Annotated in this window: 14 protein-coding genes; 10 read left to right on the top strand and 4 right to left on the bottom strand. The window is 46.1% G+C overall.

The annotated features are described in order from the left end of the window. Positions 1-54 precede the first annotated feature (54 nt). The 3 genes from FO447_RS07655 to FO447_RS07645 all read left to right on the top strand — a co-directional run bounded on the left by FO447_RS07655 (position 55) and on the right by FO447_RS07645 (position 5,345). A complete protein-coding gene (locus tag FO447_RS07655; protein WP_200758333.1) occupies positions 55-1,830 on the top strand; it encodes an oxaloacetate decarboxylase in 1,776 nt (591 codons plus the stop codon). 97 nt (positions 1,831-1,927) lie between these two features. Further along, positions 1,928-2,464: an HDIG domain-containing metalloprotein gene (locus FO447_RS07650; protein ID WP_006847274.1), complete on the top strand. Its 537-nt coding sequence runs from the start codon at positions 1,928-1,930 to the stop codon at positions 2,462-2,464. Positions 2,465-2,480: 16 nt separating this feature from the next. Continuing rightward, on the top strand, positions 2,481-5,345 hold the full coding sequence (locus FO447_RS07645) for a putative LPS assembly protein LptD (protein ID WP_200758332.1): 2,865 nt from the start codon (positions 2,481-2,483) through the stop codon (positions 5,343-5,345). 123 nt (positions 5,346-5,468) lie between these two features. Here the strand turns inward: FO447_RS07645 and FO447_RS07640 are convergent, their stop codons facing one another. From FO447_RS07640 to FO447_RS07630, 3 genes are all read right to left on the bottom strand, one after another. Beyond that, entirely contained in the window at positions 5,469-7,205 is a 1,737-nt protein-coding gene (locus FO447_RS07640) for an AAA family ATPase (RefSeq protein WP_200758330.1), read from the bottom strand. Between the two features lie 107 nt (positions 7,206-7,312). Next, the gene (locus FO447_RS07635) at positions 7,313-9,862 is read right to left on the bottom strand and encodes a transglycosylase domain-containing protein (protein WP_200758328.1); all 2,550 of its coding nucleotides are present in this window, start codon (positions 9,860-9,862) and stop codon (positions 7,313-7,315) included. A 27-nt stretch (positions 9,863-9,889) separates the two neighbouring features. After that, positions 9,890-10,543 carry a DUF308 domain-containing protein gene (locus FO447_RS07630; RefSeq protein WP_200758326.1) on the bottom strand — a complete coding sequence of 218 codons (654 nt, stop codon included), beginning with the start codon at positions 10,541-10,543 and terminating at the stop codon, positions 9,890-9,892. A gap of 282 nt (positions 10,544-10,825) precedes the next feature. Between FO447_RS07630 and FO447_RS07625 the strand changes: the two genes are divergently transcribed. Both FO447_RS07625 and FO447_RS07620 read left to right on the top strand, forming a co-directional pair. Further along, positions 10,826-11,332: a histidine phosphatase family protein gene (locus tag FO447_RS07625; RefSeq protein WP_118067246.1), complete on the top strand. Its 507-nt coding sequence runs from the start codon at positions 10,826-10,828 to the stop codon at positions 11,330-11,332. Positions 11,333-11,418: 86 nt separating this feature from the next. Beyond that, the gene (locus FO447_RS07620) at positions 11,419-12,174 is read left to right on the top strand and encodes an SDR family oxidoreductase (protein ID WP_200758324.1); all 756 of its coding nucleotides are present in this window, start codon (positions 11,419-11,421) and stop codon (positions 12,172-12,174) included. A gap of 133 nt (positions 12,175-12,307) precedes the next feature. On the opposite strand, the gene FO447_RS07615 is transcribed toward FO447_RS07620, so the two are convergent. Continuing rightward, entirely contained in the window at positions 12,308-13,957 is a 1,650-nt protein-coding gene (locus FO447_RS07615) for a DUF6377 domain-containing protein (RefSeq protein WP_200758322.1), read from the bottom strand. Between the two features lie 716 nt (positions 13,958-14,673). Here FO447_RS07615 and rfbD point away from each other — a divergent pair. From rfbD to FO447_RS07590, 5 genes are all read left to right on the top strand, one after another. Next, complete coding sequence (gene rfbD, locus FO447_RS07610) at positions 14,674-15,546, top strand: dTDP-4-dehydrorhamnose reductase (protein WP_117691527.1); 873 nt, start codon at positions 14,674-14,676, stop codon at positions 15,544-15,546. Between the two features lie 33 nt (positions 15,547-15,579). After that, positions 15,580-16,713, top strand: coding sequence for a dTDP-glucose 4,6-dehydratase (locus FO447_RS07605; protein ID WP_200758320.1), 1,134 nt, complete (start codon positions 15,580-15,582; stop codon positions 16,711-16,713). 270 nt (positions 16,714-16,983) lie between these two features. Next, positions 16,984-17,946: a PCMD domain-containing protein gene (locus FO447_RS07600; protein WP_234699090.1), complete on the top strand. Its 963-nt coding sequence runs from the start codon at positions 16,984-16,986 to the stop codon at positions 17,944-17,946. 18 nt (positions 17,947-17,964) lie between these two features. Continuing rightward, positions 17,965-19,140, top strand: a complete 1,176-nt coding sequence (locus tag FO447_RS07595) for a BamA/TamA family outer membrane protein (protein WP_200758318.1) — start codon at positions 17,965-17,967, stop codon at positions 19,138-19,140. 58 nt (positions 19,141-19,198) lie between these two features. After that, entirely contained in the window at positions 19,199-20,941 is a 1,743-nt protein-coding gene (locus FO447_RS07590) for a phosphoethanolamine transferase (protein WP_200758316.1), read from the top strand. The last annotated feature ends 27 nt before the right edge of the window (positions 20,942-20,968 follow it).

Raw genomic sequence — 20,968 nt, 5'->3', positions numbered from 1 at the left:
TTGCACCTTGGAATTTAATTCATACATCGAATATAAAGAAAAAGAACAAGAATAATGAAGAAGAAAATTCAGTTCAGTCTCGTTTATCGAGACATGTGGCAGAGCTCTGGTAAGTTCCAGCCACGCAAGGATCAGTTGGCTAAAATTGCCCCAGTTATCATTGAAATGGGATGCTTTAGCCGTGTAGAGACTAACGGCGGTGCCTTCGAACAGGTTAACCTGCTGGCAGGTGAAAACCCTAACGATGCCGTACGCGCATTCTGCAAACCTTTCAACGAGGTGGGTATCAAGACTCACATGCTCGACCGCGGATTGAACGCTCTTCGTATGTATCCTGTGCCTGACGACGTGCGCGCCCTTATGTATAAGGTAAAGGCTAAGCAGGGTACCAACATCACACGTATCTTCGACGGACTGAACGATGTGCGCAACATCATTCCTTCTATCAAGTGGGCCAAGGAGGGCGGCATGACTCCACAGTGTGCACTCTGTATCACCAACTCTCCTGTTCATACCCTGGAATATTACATGAACATCGCCGACCAGCTCATCGCTGCCGGTGCAGAGGAAATCTGCTTGAAGGATATGGCAGGTATCGGCCAGCCAGCATTCCTCGGCAAACTCACCAAGATGATTAAGGACAAGTATCCTGAGATCATCATCCAGTATCACGGCCACTCAGGTCCTGGTCTCTCTATGGCTTCTATCCTCGAGGTCTGCAACAATGGTGCCGACATCATCGATACAGCCATCGAGCCATTGTCATGGGGTAAGGTTCACCCAGACGTAATCTCAGTTATCAGCATGCTGAAGAACGAGGGCTTCGAGGTACCTGAAATCAACATGAGTGCTTATATGAAGGCTCGTGCTATGACTCAGGAGTTCATCGACGAGTGGCTTGGCTACTTCATCAACCCAGGTAACAAGATCATGTCTTCATTGTTGCTCGGTTGCGGTCTCCCTGGCGGTATGATGGGTTCTATGATGGCAGACCTCGGCGGTATGCGTCAGACCATCAACAACATCCGCAAGAAGAAGGGTGAGGAAGAGTTGTCTATGGACGACCTGCTCATCAAGCTCTTCGACGAGGTAGAGTATGTATGGCCACGCGTAGGTTATCCTCCATTGGTAACCCCATTCAGCCAGTATGTAAAGAACATCTCACTGATGAACCTCCTCACCATGGAGCAGGGCAAGGGCCGCTTCGTAATGATGGACGACTCTATGTGGGGTATGATTCTCGGTAAGAGCGGTAAGATTCCTGGAACTATCGACCCAGAACTCGTAGAGCTCGCCAAGAAGCAGGGCCGCGAGTTTACCGACGTAGATGCTCACACATTGCTTACTAATGCCCTCGACGACTTCAAGAAGGAGATGGACGAGAACGGTTGGGATTACGGTCAGGACGACGAGGAACTCTTCGAGCTCGCTATGCACCCAGAGCAGTATCGCAACTACAAGAGCGGACAGGCAAAGAAGAACTTCCTGGCCGACCTTCAGAAGGCAAAGGATGCCAAGCTCGGTACAACCCTTACTCCTGCACAGCTTGCAGAGTTCAAGCACGCCAAGGCAGATGCCATCGTGGCACCAGTAGCCGGCCAGCTCTTCTGGGAATTCCAGGGCGAGGGCGAGTGCCAGCCAGCTGTAGAGCCATACATCGGCAAGGAATATAAAGAAGGTGATGCCTTCTGCTATATCCAGGCTCCTTGGGGCGAGTTTGAAACCATCCCAGCTGCATTGGGCGGCAAGCTCGTAGAAATCAATGCCAAGCAGAGCAGCAAGGTGCGCAAGGGCGATGTTATCGCTTACATCGAGCGGGAAAATAGTTAATAGTTAAAAGTTTATAGTTTATAGAGGCTGCGCCGTTGAGCAAACTTGCTTGGAGCAGGAATGTCCTATAAACTATAAATTATAAACTATAAAAACGATGAATTATCAAGCTATTATTGATAAGTATTATCCTGAGGATAATGAGCTTCGGCATATCCTCATCACACATAGCCAATCTGTAGCGCGAAAAGCGCTACAGATTGTTTCGTATCATCCCGAATTGCAACTCGATGCCCAGTTTATCGAAGAAGCAGCTATGCTCCACGACCTCGGCATCTTCATGACCGATGCCCCAGGCATACAGTGTTTCGGCTCGCAGCCCTACATCTGCCATGGACGACTGGGAGCAGAAATCCTGCGCAAGGAAGGATATGAGCGACATGCCCGCGTATGTGAGCGCCATACCGGTGCAGGCATTACAGAGGCACAGATCATAGCACAGAACCTGCCCCTGCCACATCAGGATTTCCTGCCGGAAACCATGGAAGAGAAGGTGATTTGCTACGCTGATAAATTCTTCAGCAAAACTCACCTCGACCGGGAAAAAACAATTGAGAAAGCAGAAAAAAGTCTCATGAAGTTCGGAGAGGAAGGAGTAAAACGCTTCCAGCAATGGGAACGCATGTTTGAATAGAATTCTAATTTATTGAATGAGAAAACAATCGACGATAGCTATGCTGCTGCTCGCTGCCATCTCGTGTATGATGGTGGCTAACCCAGGTACGCCCGATTCGAAAAAGAAAAAGAAGAAAACGGAGAAGACGGAAACCGTGGACAGCGTGGGTGACAGTGTGTTCGTAGACTCGCTGGGCAACGAAATAAATCCCAAACTGAAACAGGCTGACGACACCACGCAGATGGACTCGCTGCAGAAAGCTATATGGAAACATAATAAAGTGGTGGATGACAGTATCCGCCTCGACAGTATCGCCAGAAAGAAACAGGGTGGAGTAGACGCACCGGTTAACTATCAGGCGGACGACTCTCTCGTATACGATGCCAAGAACAAGGTGGCATATCTCTACGGAAACTCCAACGTGAAGTATACCAACATGGACCTCAGTTCCGACCGCATCTCCATGGATATGGACAAGAGCAACGTGAAGGCGATGGGTACACCCGATAGTACGGCGGAGGGAGGCATCAAGGGCAAACCTGTCTTCAAGATGGGTAGCGATACCTATGATACCGACACCATCAAATTCAACTTCAAGAGCAAGAAGGCCCTTATTAATAATGTATATACAGAACAGCAAGACGGATTCCTGACCGGTATGAAGTCGAAACGCGACTCATCGGGAGTCATCTATCTGCAGCACGGAAGGTATACCACCTGCGATGATCCGCATCCCGACTTCTACATCTCGCTCTCCCGAGCCAAGGTAAGGCCGGGCAAGGATGTGGTATTCGGACCAGCCTATCTCGTGGTGTGCGATGTGCCTATGCCGCTTGCCATCCCTTACGGCTTCTTCCCGTTCACCAAGAGCTACAGCAGCGGTTTCATCATGCCAACCTACGGCGATGAAACGGCACGAGGATTCTATCTCAGAGATGGCGGATATTATTTCGCCATGAACGATAAATGGGACCTGAAGCTGCTGGGCGAGATTTATACCAAGGGATCGTGGGGACTCTCGGCAGCCAGCAACTACCGAAAGAGATACAAATACTCGGGTTCCTTCTTCTTCAGTTACCAGGATACGAAGAACGGCGACAAGGGAATGCCAGACTTTACCGAGCAGGAGAGCTTCAAACTGCAATGGAGCCACCGCCAGGACAGCAAGGCAAACCCATACAGTTCGCTTTCGGCAAGTGTGAACTTCGCCACATCGAGCTACGAACGCAACAACCTCAATTCGCTCTACAATCCGCAGACGATGACGCAGAGTACGCGAACCTCATCTGTCAACTGGAGCACCTCGTTCTCAAGCATCGGTATGACGCTCAGTTCCACCGCCAACCTCTCGCAGAACATGCGCGATTCATCCATCGCCATGACGCTGCCCGACCTCAACATCAGCATCTCGCGCTTCTATCCGTTCCGCAGAAAGAAGATGGTGGGCGACGAGAAATGGTACGAGAAGATAGCCATGAGCTATACGGGACACATCTCTAACAGCATCAATACCAAAGAGGATAAGCTGATGCACAGTTCACTCATCAAGGACTGGCGCAACGGATGGCAGCATCAGATACCGGTGAGCGCTACATTCACGCTCTTCAAATATCTCAACGTGAACCCATCGTTCAATTTCACCGACCGTATGTATACCAACAAGGTGGAGAGATCATGGGATGAAGCCAGCCAAACGGAGAAATGTGATACCATCTACGGTTTCAACAACGTGTATAACTGGAACATGAGCGTAGGTCTCTCTACCAAGCTCTATGGTTTCTACATACCAAACCGCAAACTCTTCGGAGATAAGATACAGGCTGTGCGCCACGTGTTTACGCCTACGGTGAGCTTCAGTTATGCCCCAGACTTCGGAGCTTCACGCTACGGCTACTGGGACACCTACCAGAAGACCGATGCTGACGGAAACGTATCGCTGGTGAGCTACTCGAAGTATGCCAATGCCCTTTATGGTGCGCCGGGCAAGGGTAAGAGCGGTAATATCTCGTTTACCCTGGGCAACAACATCGAGATGAAGGTGAAGAGCGATAAGGACTCTACCGGATACAAGAAACTCAGTATCATCGATGCGTTCGACATCAACATGAGTTACAATACCGCAGCCAAGGTTCGCCCTTGGAGCGATATGAACATCAACCTCAGACTGAAATGGTGGAAGAACTATACCTTCAACATGAACGCTGTGTTTGCCACCTATGCCTACGAGCTGGACGACCAGAACAATGTTTATGTGGGTACCCATACGGAGTGGGGCAAGGGCAGGTTCGGACGATTCCAGGGTATGTCGCAGAACTTCTCGTTCACACTGAACCCGGAGAAGCTGAAGAAACTCTTTGGCGGGGGCGATGATGAGGACGACAAGAAGAACAGCCAGCGCAATGATGATGACGATGAAGGTCTGGATACCGACATCGAGAGCAACGTAGACGACAGCATGGAGAAGGGTAAGACGGCAGCCAAGAAGGGCGGCAAGGCTGAAACGGATTCAGATGGTTATATGGCGTTTAAGATGCCATGGTCGCTGACCTTCGGTTATGGTGTAACGATGCGCGAGGATACGCGAAGAGAGAAGTTCAATGAGAAGACGATGCGCTATGCATACAAGTTTACCCAGACTCTGAACATGAGTGGTAACGTAAGAATCAGTGATGGCTGGAACATCAGTTTCTCATCCGGTTATGATTTTGACAACCACAAGATCAGTATGACCACCGCCAGTCTGGCTCGTGATCTTCACTGTTTTAACATGAGCTGTTCTGTGGTTCTCGCTCCATATACGAGCTACAACTTCACCTTCCGTTGTAACGCAGCCACCCTGACAGATGCGCTGAAATACGACAAGCGCAGCGGTTATTCGAACGCTGTACAATGGTACTAGATGATAGTTTATAGTTGAAAGTTTATAGTTAATAGAGCTTTTCAGCTTATAGATAATAAAAAAAACAGGCAAAATCATTTTGCCTGTTTTTTTTTGTTTTATCTTTTTTACTTTTTTACCCTTTTACTTTTTTACCTTTAAAAGCCTTTTTTTCGCCTCCGGGTGCTCAGGATAAAGGGTGAGGGCCTTGCGGTAATTCATGATGGCAGCCTCTTTCATGCCCTCTTTTTCGCACTCCTTCCCCATAATCACATACTCCGTGGCAAGGCGCTTGAGGAACTTCTGCTGCTTCTCCTTCTCTTCATCCTTCTTTCTTATTTCTTCGCGCAACCGCTCGTTCTCTGCCTGAAGCTCGTTCACCCTGTTCAGCTTTTTGCGGATGAAACGCTTGGCAAGCGGCTGCTCGATGTCATAACGGCTGTGGATGGCAAGGAAGAAGTTGTCGAGAGCCGACTGCATATCGCCCCTGTCAAAGGCCTTGACGGCATCATGATACTGCTTGTCGGCCTTACTCTGGGTAAGCGCAGTGTTGATGGTGCTCTGGTCGTTATAATGACGGGCAAACTGCTTGACATCATTGCGCACGAAAACATCACTCTGACGCAACGGCTCCTGAAGACTGATGCCCTCGAGACTGGTGCAGCGGGACAAGGCAACATACGTCTGTCCGCCCGCAAAGACACCACCCGTGAAATCAATCTTCACCTGGTTGAAGGTGAGGCCCTGGCTCTTATGAACCGTTATCGCCCACGCCAGACGGATGGGGTACTGCTCGTATCTGCCAATCTCTTCCTCCTCAATCTTTTTCTCAATCTCATTGAAATGGTATCTCATGTTGCTCCATGCCGCAGGCTCCACCATCACATCCTTGCCTTCCTCGGTGCGCACATAAATCTTGGCATCCTCATCCTCATCAAAACCAATGATGGTGCCCAGCGTGCCATTCACCCACTGATGCTCGATATCATTCTTGATGAAGATAACCTGAGCCCCCGTCTTGAGGTAAAGCTCGATAGGGGTAGGGAGACTGCTCTCCGGAAACTCGCCCTGTATGTGGCCACGGAAGAGGCAAGGCTCTCCCGGAAGACACTGGAGCTGGCTGTCGTTGATGTAATCTACCGTATCGCGGCGTGTAGAGAGGGTGATGGCAAGTTTGGAATCGCTCTCATCGAGCTGGGCTCCCACGCGCTGGTTGAGGCGCTGGAGATCCTGCATGGGCACCTGAGACGTGCGGATATGGTCGAGGATGCTGATGAAAACGGGATCGCTCTGACGGTATACCTTCTTGAGTTCGATGCTCACGAGTTTGAAGTATTCGAACACCTTGGCATCGAAGAAGAAACTGCTGCGGTAGAAGGGACTGAGCAGACGACGGTCGTCTTCCCTCACCACAGGCTCCAGCTGGAAGATATCGCCCACCAGAAGCAGCTGCTTGCCCCCGAAAGGCTCTCGCATGTTGCGGCAATATACCCGCAATACCTTGTCCAGGAAATCGATGATATCGGCACGAACCATACTGATCTCATCGATGATGATGAGCTCTACCTCGCGGATAATCTTTATCTTCTCTGAATTATACTTCAGGGTGTTGCGGATGTTGCGGACGGAATACATGCTGTCGTTGGGCAGCAGCGGGTGGAAAGGAAGCTTGAAAAAGCTGTGGAGCGTGCTTCCTCCGGCGTTGATGGCCGCAATGCCTGTTGGGGCAAGAATGATATGTTTCTTCTTGGTATTGGCGGCTATATAACGTAAAAAAGTAGATTTACCCGTCCCCGCCTTTCCGGTAAGGAAAAGCGAACGACGGGTAAACTGTATGATTTGGAGTGCATTCTGCAACTCCGGGTTGTCGAGATCAATCATTGTATTTAATTTATAGTTTATAATTTATAGTTTATAGCATAAGCCATATTAAATCGCCTTCTTGCTAAACGGTGTAGCCGCTATAAACTATAAATTATTAACTAAATTTAAAGGTCATCGAAGTTGACAGGCTGCTCCGTTGGCTTGGCCTTCTTCTTCTCTTTCTTTTCTTCTGTGGTGGCTGTACCGTTGGCAGATTCGCTTTCAGCCTTCTTGGCAGGAACTTCGCGGATGATAGGGTTGCCTTCGTCATCGAGAACGATCTCTTCCTGGAAGGCGGTACTGTCTACCTTGGTGGTATCTACCTTTGGCTTTGGTGCATAGCTTGCACAGATGTACATATCGCGGGTGATATCGCTGTCCTGTGGCTTGTCAAACTTGCCGTGATACTGCTGGAAGGCTGGGTCGCCAAAGACACTCTGGAGGAAGTAACCGCACACAGGAAGAGCGGTTCTGGATCCCTGACCCAAGGCTCCGGTGCGGAAGTGGAGACAGCGGTATTCGCCTCCTACCCAGGCACCAACTACGAGCTTAGGGCTCACACACATGAACCAGGCATCGGAGTGGTTATTGGTGGTACCTGTCTTGCCACCGAACTCAGTATCACGGTAGTTGCCTACATAGCCCCAGAGACTCTGGGATGTACCTCCCGGCTCCTTCATACCGCCCTGTAAGAGCTGCTGCATGAGGAAGGCACTCTTGTAAGGTATCACCTGCTCGGAATCGGTAGGACCCTCGTAAACCACCTTACCGTCGTGGTCTACAATCTTGGTAACCAATACCGGGTCGTGGTGCTTGCCATTGTTGGCAATGGTGCTGTAGGCGCATGCCATCTCCAGAAGGTTGACATCGCTGGAACCGAGGGCGAGAGATGGGGTGTCATCCAGCGGACTGTTGATACCCATCTTCTTAGCTGTCTCGATGATGCGCTTGATGCCCATCTCCTGTCCTAATCTTACAGCCACAGAGTTGATACTCTTGGCAAAGGCACTCTTCAATGGGATGCTGTCGCCCGAGAACGAACCATTGGCGTTGGATGGGCGCCAAGTGGTCATCTCGTGCTTCTTCTTATCGTATACCTCCATAGAGATATATTCGTCGCGACGCTTGTCACAAGGGGTTAAACCCTGATTCATCGCCTCGGTATAAACAAAGAGCTTGAAGGTAGAACCAGGCTGGCGCTCGGCTGTTACCTTGTCATACTTCCAGTGGTCGAAGTCGATATCGCCCACCCATGCCTTTACTGCTCCGGTCTGTGGCTCCATGGCTACAAAGGCGCAGTGCATGAAGGTGGTCATATACTTGATGGAGTCTTCTGATGTCATGTTCATCGTGATGCTGCCCTTGTCATAATCGAATACCTTAACCGGGTGAACCCATTCCTTATAGTAATAGTTTACAGAGTCGGGATTGTTAGGGAAACGGGCTATCAATGCCTTGTAGAATGGCTGGCGCTCGGCGATGCCCTGGATGAAGTTTGGTATCACGTTGTGATTCTCATCCTGCCAAGGATCCTGACCCATCCAGTTGCCTTTGCCTGCCTTTGTACGTCGGATGCTCCAGTGATTGTTGAAGTTCTGCTGTACCTGTTTCATCTGCTTGCGGGCTGCATCTTCTGCATACTTCTGCATGCGGGTATCGATGGTGGTATAAATCTTCAAACCGCTGGTATAGAGGTCGTAACCTTCGTCTTTACACCAGTCTTTCAGGTAGTTGGCTACTGCCTCACGGAAGTATTTAGCCTGTCCGTCGTAGTTTTCTTCTACCTTGAAATCGAGCTTGATAGGCTCATCTTTCAGTTCATTGTATCTGTCTTTTGAGAGATCGCCATGTGTCACCATATTATATAATACGGTGTTGCGGCGTGCAAGACTGTTCTCCGGGTTGGTGCGTGGGTTGTAGTAGGTGGTAGCCTTGAGCATGCCTACGAGCACGGCAGCCTGACCGGTGGTCAACTCCTTAGGGGTGGTGTTGAAGTAGGTCTTCGCTGCGGTTTTGATACCATAGGAATTGCTACCGAAATCTACCGTATTGGCATACATGGTGATGATTTCCTTCTTGCTGAACACCGTTTCAAGTTTTACCGCGATGATCCACTCCTTGCTCTTGATGATGAGCAGGCGGAGTACAGGAATCTTGCCCAGCAAACCGGTAGAATATTGCGAACGTACACGGAACATGTTCTTCGCCAGCTGCTGTGTGATGGTAGAAGCACCGCGCCCGTTATGATGGAGGAGTGCATCCTTGGCAGCAGCAAACACACCGATAGGGTCGATACCGATATGCTTGTAGAATCGTTCATCCTCGGTATCTACCAGTGCCTTGAAGAAATCAGGTGTTACCTCATCATATTCTACCGGAGTACGGTTTTCGTTGAAATACTTGCCGATGAGCTTTCCATCAGCCGAATAGATTTCAGAGGCCTCTGAGGTCTGTGGGTCCAGGATGCCTGAGAAATAGCCAGGTGACTTGCCGAAGAGCCATAAGAAGTTGATATCTACTGCGCCCAGATACAAGATGAAGGCGACTATACAACTTGCCAAGGCAACGAGGGTCTTGGTATACCACGCCCTGCCCTGATACAATCCTTTGTACCAGGTACAGAATGCGCGAAACTTTTGCCATAACCAGGCAAAGAGAGACTTAATTTTATTCATATATGATGATATAATGATTTCGTTGTTTTACTCTTCGTTCTTCACTTCCTCTACATCCACATAAATCTCCTTTGAATCCTGTTTCTGCTGCTGCTGGTTTTTCAGCCAGATTCTCTTGTTATTGGAGATTTTAAAGGCGTTGAGAAGCTCTACTACTCCATAGATGAGCATACCCCAACCGATGATGAAAAGAGGAGCAGAGGCGATGGCTGAAGGCTTGATGATGGCGAGCAGCCCCAGCAGAAGAAGGGCTGAAGGGAAGAGCCAGAAGAGAATGCCTACGCGTCCCATCTTAGCTGCTGAAGCCAGATTGACAAACTGGGTCAGAGCGCCCAAAATCAGGATGAACGCCAGGATGAACATCAGCCAGGCGATAAACACCTGAGGCATCAGGGCAAGCAGCAATCCCAGAATAAGACTGCCTACGCTCACAAGCGGGAATTTAGGCATCATGCCCATGATAGGCTTACCATTGGAATCAGACAGAATCTGGCCCTGCATCTTCTCTGCATTGCGCTTGGCTGCCCAATAACTGGCAAGGGAGATGACACCTGAAAGGAAAAACAAAACACCGATGGCGATGGTTATCCAGGTGACAGTCTGCTCACGATATTGGATGAGCAGGACTCCTACGATGATGGCGCATACTGCGCGGAATATTGAACTGTGTATTACCTTCATACTAAAACTGATTTTGTTATTTCGGGGCAAAGTTACGAAAGAAATCCGAAACTAGCAAGAAGTTTTTTATATAAACTTAAATTATTGCTATATTTAACGCTAATTATTGCTATATTTAACGCAAATTATTTGTTGGTCTCGATAGAAAGCCGTAATTTTGTAAGCAAAATAAGAATCATGATGTCTTGGAAAGAGACTTAGTGAAAGTAAAAACTATGTCTGGAGTATAGACTTAGGAAAAGTAAAAACTCATTTTTGATATAGACGGAAAAAGTAAAGACAATGACAAAATTATATTTGGTGCGCCATGGTGAAACGGTGGATAACAAGGCGCAAATTATGCAGGGACAAACACCGGGAAAACTCAATATGAAAGGTATTGAGCAGGCTGAGGAAGTGGCCAGGAAAATGGAGGGTACGCCTATCGATGTTTTCGTATCGAGCGATCTCTATCGCAGTATACAGACCTGTGAAATTATCGCCGGCTCGCATCCCGTTGTCACCACTCCCTTGCTCAGAGAGCGTGATTGGGGCGATTTTACGGGTAAATTCATCCCTGACCTGCCGAAGGATCCAAAGGATTGGCCGGACAACATAGAGACGCTGGAAAAGATGAAATCAAGAGCCCAGAATTTCCTTACCTGGCTCAAGGTTACTTATCCTGATCAGACCGTTCTTGCTGTGGGGCATGGCATCATCAACAAGGCTATCCAGAGTGTTTATTATAAACGTCCGATGAACCAGATAGAGAAAATGGCGAATGCTGAGGTCAGAGTCCTTATTCTTTAAGTGAAGAGTGAAGAATTCAATTGCTTCGCTAATCATAAAGTTCAAAGTATCAAAAGTTCTAAGTATAATTCAAAGTATCAAAGAATATGAATAAAATTGCTCTTATTACAGGCGCAACAAGCGGTATTGGCGAAGGTTGTGCACGTCGTTTTGCCCGTGGCGGCTATAACCTGATTCTTACAGGTAGAAACACGGGAAAGTTGGAAATCCTGAAGAAAGAACTCGAGGCTGAGGGCGTTGAGGTGCTTGCCTTGGCTTTCGATGTGCGTAACCGTGAAGCTGCCAAGAAAGCGGTGGATTACATCCCTGAGGAGTGGCGCAATGTGGATGTGCTTATCAATAATGCGGGACTCGCACGTGGATTGGAACCTGAATATGAGGGCGATTTTGAAGATTGGGACCAGATGATTGATACCAATATCAAGGGACTCTTAACCATGACGCGCCTGATTGTACCTGGTATGGTGGAGCGTAATCATGGTCATGTAATCAATATAGGTAGTGTGGCGGGTGATGCTGCTTATGCGGGAGGTAATGTATATTGTGCTACCAAAGCGGCTGTAAAGGCTATTACAGACGGCTTGCGCATTGATGTGGCACATACGAAAGTGCGTGTTACCAATGTGAAACCGGGCTTGGTTGAAACCAACTTCTCTAACATCCGTTTCCATGGTGACCAGAACCGCGCAGACAACGTTTACCGCGGTATAGAACCTCTAAATGGCGATGATATAGCTGATGTAGCCTTCTATGCTGCAAGCGCTCCAGAACACGTGCAAATAGCTGAGGTCCTGGTTCTTGCTACGCATCAGGCTAACGGAACCGTGATACACCGTGACTAGTTTATAGTTGATAGTTTATAGTTTACAGTTGATAGTTTATAGTTTACAGTTGATAGTTTATAGTTTATAGAGGCTGCGCCGTTGAACAAGATTGTCAAAGCGGTTTATGCTATAAACTATAAACTATTAATTATTAACTATTATTAATGATGTGGCAAAGCTGATTGATATCAGATTCGAATGAATCGCGATTGATTGCTTTTGCCCGCATTCCAGACTTGTAGTTATAGATGGTCTGGGTGGAGTAATGCAGCAGGGTGGCAATCTCCTGGCTGTCGGTTACACCCAGTCGCATCAGGGCAAAGATGCGAATCTCAGTAGTCAGGTCGTGCGTAGTAGGAACTTCCATTTGACATTCTGGCAGCAGGAGCTTGTTCAACTCAGTAACGAAACCCGGATACAACTCCATGAATGCCTTGTCGAACCGGTTGTAGAACATCTGTGATTCCTCTTCTTCCAATTTATGGGTGTTGAGACTCTTCAGCAAATCGGCGGTCTGGTTTGCCTTGATCTTACGGCTTACCAGTTTGCGATAATCTGATAACTTGCTGATATAAGCCGCACTGATGTCCATAAAGAGGCGCATGTAGGTCTCTCGCTTGATATTGGTCTCTATCAGCTGCTGGTTCAGTTCGGTGAGCTGTGCATTCATCTCTTTCTGCTTCTCGTTCTGTTCTTCAATCTCAGCCTTGTTTTTCTTCAGCCTGTTCTTCTGTCGGTTGTTGACTAAGGAGAGAATGAGGATGATGACCAGCGCTATGCTTACACCAATGAACCCCCAAAGAAAGCGGGTACGAGAGCGCTCGGCAGCCTGCTGGTTGGCTGAAGCGATGACTGGAAGGATGTTCGAAATCTCCATCATGCGCAGTTGGTTGTTGAAGAACTGTGCATCTTCCATCGTGTGCTGGATATATTTGGCAGCTCTCTTACTGTTGCTCGCATCCTTTTTAAAGATGTAGTAGGCTAGCTTTTGAAGCGCAACAGTTTCTTTGAGTTGGCACAATCCATCGCTCACGGATGCCTCTACGAGAAATTCCTCGTAAAGGTCGAATTTGCCGGTTTTTTTGTAATATCTGGCTATACCATAAGCTGACATGGCATGGATACGGGATTTGGCTGGCGACATCTTCAGTGCCTTCAGATAATAGTTGAGCGATTCCTTGCTGGTAGGGTTGTGGAGATAGGCGTATTCGCCCATGAGATACTGATAGAAGACGTTATGCTTATTGTTTTCGTTGAAACTCTGTATCAGAAGGGTCATATAATGTTTCTTCTGGGCACGGAATTCTTCGGCGTAATCTGAGTTCTTGGAGTATGATTCCCAATAGCTGTAGAGCCAGGCGTATGTGAAGTAATAGTATAGCTTCAACTGGTATGGCATCTCATCAGGATTGAGAGATTTGAGTATGTTTTCTGCTTTGCTATAAAAACCCCTTACCGAAAGTATTGACGCCTGGTTTATCTGGTTGCGTAAGATATAATAGGTGTTATGACATTTTTCTGCCAATTCAAGCCCCTGTTTCATATATGCGTATGCTGAATCGTAGCGGTAAGCGCTATAGGCATGATATATGCTGTCAAGAAACAGTAGTCGGGTTTGGTTGTCTTCAGCTTCATAAGCTTGCCGCTTCAGATGTTTCAATTCCTTTTCCTTGATTCCCTGATAATATTGGTCGTTTTCAATCATCTTGTCAATACGATCCAATAAAGTCTTCTCGTCCGTTTTGCCTTGAGCAGCCAATGGCATAGTAAGCAAAAGAAGTAAATATATAAGTAGTTTCATCTTTAATGCTTCTTTATAATTATAATAAAATTGTCTTTTAAATGTTATTTTTGTCCTTTTGTCCGTTTTGTGGTGCAAAGATACAAATTTCCTTTCATATAATGCCATTTACTTTAGATAAAAATAGTTAATATATTAAAGCGTCTGATTCTTAATGAGTTATCTGTTTCTTTGGTAGGCTGATTTTTTACCAAAATACTACTTAGATATACAACTTTGAAAAAAATGATATAACTTTGCAAACGAAATCAGAAAACAGTAGTTTTAATGGTTTAATTACCACTTCAAGTCTTCTAAAAGTATTTAATGATAAGAAAATTCCTTTTGTTGATTTAGTATGTTGATTTAAATAGGAAAACAGGTTTAGTTTATATTAGGGAAAAAAGGATTGGTAATAGACTAGGCTACTTGATGATTCAAGTTTGCCCTTAAAGGCAAAGCTTATCTATTATGTTTTAGGGAAAACCGCCATGCTTTTGTGAAAAAGTGTGGCGGTCTTTGTTTAATATATGTTAGTTTCTTCTCTTTTCTTTTTCTTTTCTTTGGTCAACTCAAATTATTTTTTTACCTTTGCCACATATTTATATATAGATGAATGGATTTATATATATAGGTAGTAGGAAATAGATTTCGAGAGAAAATATCAGTTTTCTTCATGTGTAGAGGGAAATGGTAAGTAGACTTTAAAATATTATATTGAATAAAATATTAAAACAATGAATATATTAGTAACAGGCGCTAATGGTCAATTGGGACATGAAATGCAAATCTGTGCCCAAAAAAGCAATCACAAGTTTGTCTTCACCGATGTGGCTGAAGGCTATGAAAAACTGGATATCACCAATCTTGACGCTATCCGAGAAAAGGTGAGGGAGAATGATATTCAGGTAATTGTTAACTGCGCTGCTTATACCAACGTAGATAAGGCTGAAACAGATTACGATCTGGCTAATCTGCTCAACAACACTGCTGCGGGAAATTTGGCACAGGCTATGAAGGAGGTAGATGGTACTTTGATTCATGTATCTACCGACTATGTTTTTCAGGGCGATAAGAATATACCTTGCCGTGAAGATTGGGAAACGAATCCTTTGGGGGTATATGGTAAAACGAAACTTGCAGGCGAAAAGAGTATTGAAGCTACTGGATGCAAGCATATCATCATCCGTACAGCATGGCTCTACTCGCAGTGGGGTAAGAACTTCGTGAAGACCATGCAGAGTCTCACGGCAAGCCACGACACCCTGAAGGTGGTCTTCGACCAGGTGGGTACTCCAACTTACGCTGGCGACCTGGCTGCTGTCATCTCACATATCATCGAAACTGACCAGTTGGATAAGACGGGCATCTACCACTTCTCTAATGAGGGTGTCTGCTCTTGGTTTGATTTCGCTAAGATTATCTGCGAACTGAGCGGAAATACCTGCGATATACAGCCTTGCTACAGCGAGGAGTTCCCTAGTCCAGTGAAGCGTCCTCACTTCTCTGTACTTGACAAGAGTAAGCTGAAGCAGACTTTCGGATTCAAGGTGCCATACTGGACTGACAGTTTGAAGAAGTGCATCGCTGAATTGGCGGCAGCAAAATAATTATTAATTATAAATTATAAATTATTAATTGAAATGAAGAATATCATTATCACGGGCGGTGCTGGTTTCATTGGCTCACACGTAGTAAGACTTTTCGTGAACAAATATCCTGAGTATCACATCATCAACCTCGACAAGTTGACATACGCAGGCAACCTGGCTAACCTCAAGGACATCGAGGACAAGCCTAACTATACTTTCGTTAAGGGTGATATCTGCGATTTCGACCTGATGTTGAAACTGATGCAGGACTACAAGGTGGATGGCATCATTCATCTCGCTGCCGAGAGCCATGTAGATAGAAGTATCAAGGATCCATTCACTTTTGCTCATACCAACGTGATGGGTACCCTGTCTCTGCTCCAGGCTGCCAAGATTTACTGGGAGAGTCTTCCTGAGGTTTACGAGGGCAAGCGCTTCTACCACATCTCTACTGATGAGGTTTACGGTGCATTGAAGATGACTCATCCTGAGGGTATTCCTGCTCCTTTCACCACCAAGGCATCAAGCGGTAAGAACCACGAGGCTTACGGCGAGGAGTTCTTCGTAGAGACTACCAAGTACAATCCTCACTCTCCATACTCAGCATCTAAGGCAAGCTCAGACCACTTCGTCCGTGCTTTCCACGATACATACGGTATGCCTACCATCGTGACCAACTGCTCTAACAACTACGGTCCATACCAGTTCCCTGAGAAGTTGATTCCGTTGTTCATCAACAATATCCGTCATCGCAAGCCATTGCCAGTATATGGTAAGGGTGAGAATGTGCGCGACTGGTTGTATGTAGTAGATCATGCCCGTGCCATCGATATGATTTTTCACAAGGGTAAGATAGCCGAGACCTATAACATCGGCGGTTTCAACGAGTGGAAGAACATTGACATCATCAAGGTGGTAATCAAGACTGTTGATAGATTGCTCGGCAGAAAGGAAGGCGAGGATATGGATCTCATCACTTATGTAACAGACAGAAAGGGTCACGATATGCGTTATGCCATCGACTCTAGAAAGTTGCAGAAGGAACTCGGCTGGGAGCCATCTCTCCAGTTTGAGGAGGGTATCGAGGAAACCGTGAAATGGTATCTCGATAACCAGGAATGGATGGATAACGTAACATCGGGTGATTACCAGAAGTATTACGATAATATGTATTCAAACCGATAATAGCTTTTGGAGTAATCGGAACATGTTTTTATTGTAACCGGTGCATGTCTCTATTGTAACCGGTGCAAGAGATTCTGTTTTGTATATTGAATCAGGAGTCCTGTATTTGTTTATAACAGCAAATGCAGGACTTTTTTGGTTTTATGGCAATTAAAATGCAGTAAATATATTATTATTTCTTAATTTTTTATGCTTTATGTCGAAGAAAACTGAAAACTAGAAAATATTTTTCTATCTTTGCAGCCTTAATGATATATAAAAGAAACAGATATGAAGAAAATAATAAAATCAGGCATCGTTATGGCGGTTGCTACTTTGTCGTGCCTTCCCGTTAAGGGACAGGAAAAGGTGGTTCCTTTTAAATATGGTAATATGGACCACTGGGTAATCAGGAATATCAAAGAATCAGGCATTATTGGAGGAAATCAGAAAAAAGTTTATGCCGTTGGACCTAATATGACTATCAATGGTAATATTCCTTATACCAATAAGGGTGGTTCGCCTTGGGGTTCCTCTAATGTCCTGGCACATGTATCGGGCATCTATAAGACGAATAACTCTGTGTTTCGTGATAAACATGGTAGTGGATATTGTGCCAAACTGGTAACCCATATTGAGAAAGTAAAAGTGCTGGGACTCATCAATATCAAGGTCTTGGCTGCCGGTTCTCTCTTTCTGGGTGATGTTCGTGAGCCGATAACAAGTACTAAGGATGGTCCTAAAGCCATCAATTGGGGTATACCATTCACCGCACGTCCTAAGGCTTTGCGCTTTGATTATAAGACTTCTTTTCCTAATGCAGCCAATCGTATCAAGCAGAATGGATTTAGCGGAGCCTCTACGGTTGCAGGTCGAGATCATGCTATAGCTGTGCTCTATCTGCAGAAACGGCATGAAGATGCTAAGGGAAATATAACAGCTAAACGTGTGGGTACGATGGTAGTCAGATTCGGAAAGAGTACCGATAGATGGGTGGAAGATGCTACCTATACAATCCATTATGGCGATATCCGCCACATGGCAGGTTATCAGGCTGCTACTATGGGACTGCGATCCACTGACTATGCCCGTAACAGCAAGGGTAAGAGCGTGCCGGTAAAAGAAGTAGGATGGGCGAGTGCTAACGAAACACCTACTCATCTGATTCTTCAGTTCTCCTCATCCGATGGTGGAGCCTATATCGGAACTCCAGGCAATACCTTGTGGATTGATAATGTAGCATTGGTGTATTAAAATAATAAAATCGACAAAATGAAGCATATTCTGACAATACTTATTATGATGTTGGCATTGGGCAGCTATGCCTCTGAGCCTTCTGTAACCGATAGTATCTCATCTGCAGAGAAGGTGGATACGATGGCTTTACATGCCGGAAAATCATGGGTGAACCGGATTCTTGACTACTTTAATGATTCCAACAAAAACAAGAAGCATAAGCGTTTCGATTTTAGTGTGATAGGTGGTCCTCATTATGCCTCTGATACCAAGTTTGGATTGGGATTGGTGGCAGCAGGACTATACCGTACTGATCCGAATGACAGTATTCTTCCTCCTTCTAATGTCTCGCTTTATGGTGATGTCAGTTCTGTAGGTTTCTATATGTTGGGTGTCCGTGGTAACCATATTGCTCCTAAAGGAAGATATCGCATCGATTATCACCTTTATTTCTATTCTTTTCCCTCTGATTTTTGGGGAATAGGCTATGAGATGGGCGATAACGATGCCAATAAGAGTGACATGAAGCGTTGGCAGGCTCAGGCTGAAGTTAGCTTCCTGTTTCGTGTAGCAGATAATTTCTATATCGGACCGATGGCGAGTTATGACTATGTAATAGGTAAACATATTGAGCATCCGGAATTACTGCAAGGCATGGATCAGCATACTTGGAATGTTGGAGCTGGTGTTTCTCTGGTATATGATAACAGAGATAATCTTACAAATCCACATCGTGGTATCTATCTGAATATCAATCAGATGTTCAGACCTGGATTTATGGGAAATGATTATGCTTTCAGTACGACTGCATTTCGTTTTGATGCCTATCAGCGACTGGGTAAGGGAACGGTTCTTGCCGAGGACATTGGGGCTAACCTCAACTTTGGTAATCCTTCGTGGGGAATGATGGCTGAATTGGGTGGTACTCATTCCATGCGTGGCTATTATGAAGGCCGTTATCGCGATAAACATTCTCTGGAAGCTACGGTTGAGTTGCGCCAACATGTATGGAAGCGTAATGGCATCGTAGTGTGGGTTGGAGCAGGAACCATCTTCCCAAAATTCTCGGCATTGCGCTCTAAACAGATTTTGCCGAATGCCGGTGTAGGTTATCGCTGGGAATTTAAGAAGAATGTGAATGTACGTCTGGATTATGGATTCGGTAAGTCGGGTCAGTCTGGTTTTCTCTTCAATATCAATGAAGCGTTTTAGTAATAATGCTCTTTATGTAGTTTGATAATGCTCTTTAAAGTGTTAATGAATAAGTAGAATGAACAGTTTTACGGATATATATAATAAGGTGGTGTTGCCTATATATAATAAGGTGTCATCGGGCGCATTCCTTTACGGGTATGCTGTGGTAGCATTGTTGTTGCCTAATATAGCTCTGTGCTATACCGAATGTCTGGCTCCTTGGGCTTGTGGTGCCAATGTGTTGCTGCCTTTGGCACTCTACATGTGGTTCTTTTCGTTAACCAGATGCCCGGGTAAGATGATCTGGTGGGCTTTTCTTTTTGTTTTTTTCGCTGCCTTCCAACTGGTATTGCTTTATCTCTTCGGGACGGGAGTGATAGCGGTAGATATGTTTCTGAATCTTGTAACTACCAATCCTGGCGAGGTGAAGGAACTGCTTGGTAATCTGTTGCCTGCTGTGGTGGGTGTTTTTGTGGTTTATCTTCCTTTGCTGGTTCTGGCTATTGTCAATATCAGCAAGAAAGGGATGATAGTGGTTCAACTCCAGCATCGAGTGCGTCGTTGGGCTTTGGAGATAGCTGCTGTCGGTTTATTCTGTCTGCTGGCTTGCTATGTGGCTGTAGATGATTATCGCTTGCGCAACCAGCTTTATCCTGTTAACGTTTGCTATAATCTCTATCTTGCTTTCGAGCGTGATGCGGCTTCAGAGAATTACAGGGAGGCAAGCAGGAATTTCAGGTTTGATGCCAGGAGCGAGCACGATGCTGAGGCTCCCGAGGTGTATGTGATGGTGGTGGGAGAGACGGCGAGAGCCCACAATTTCAGTCTCTATGGCTATCCGCGCGATACCAATCCTTTGCTTTCCAAGACTCCTGGAATCATAGCTTTTCCCGATGCTACAACCCAGAGTAATACTACGCATAAGAGTGTTCCTATGCTCCTGTCGGCTGCATCAGCAGAGGATTTCGAACGTCTCTTTCATGAGAAAGGTATCCTGGCTGCTTTCAGGGAGGCGGGATTTCATACCGTATTTATCAGCAATCAGCTGCCTAATCATTCTTTTATTGATTTCCTTGGCGAACAGGCTGATGAACATTACTTCCTGAAGGAAGGTGCTTCTGCAAAAGATAATCATTATGATAGTGATTTGTTGCAGAAGTTGGATGGGATATTGCCTGCGGCAGATGCTTCTTCATCCAAGCAATACCGTTATCGGAAACTCTTCGTGGTACTTCATACTTATGGTTCTCACTTTAATTACCAGGAGCGCTATCCCCGTAATTTCGCTTTCTTTAAACCTGACAGTAAGAGCGAAGCGAAGCCGGGGAACCGGCGTGACCTGCTGAATGCATACGATAATACCATCCGGTATACCGATTATATCCTGCATGGTATCGTAGAACGTCTGCAGAAATGGGAGAAGACTCAGGCAAGGACGGATGGGGTATATAGCCAACCTACATCAGCGATGCTCTATACCAGCGACCATGGAGAGAATATCTTTGATGATGACCGTCGTCTCTTTCTGCACGCCGCCCCGAAGGCATCTGATTATGAGCTGCATGTTCCTTTCATCATCTGGACATCAGATGGTTATGGAAAACAATATCCGGGAATACTGAAAACTTTGTCTGGTCATCGTACCCAACAGGTACAGACGAGTCTTTCGGCTTTTCATACGATGTTGGGGATAGGAGGCATCCTGACCCGTTATCGCCAGGATGAATATTCTGTGGCAAGTGAGAAGTATCATCCTGTGAAGTTGCTTTATCTGGATGATCATGATGAAGCGATTCCACAGGAAGATGCCAAATATTAGCATCTGATTTTAAGCGTAAACGCGCTC

The organism is Segatella copri, from assembly GCF_015074785.1.
Taxonomy (GTDB): domain Bacteria; phylum Bacteroidota; class Bacteroidia; order Bacteroidales; family Bacteroidaceae; genus Prevotella.
This window is presented reverse-complemented; position numbering and strand designations above follow the sequence as displayed.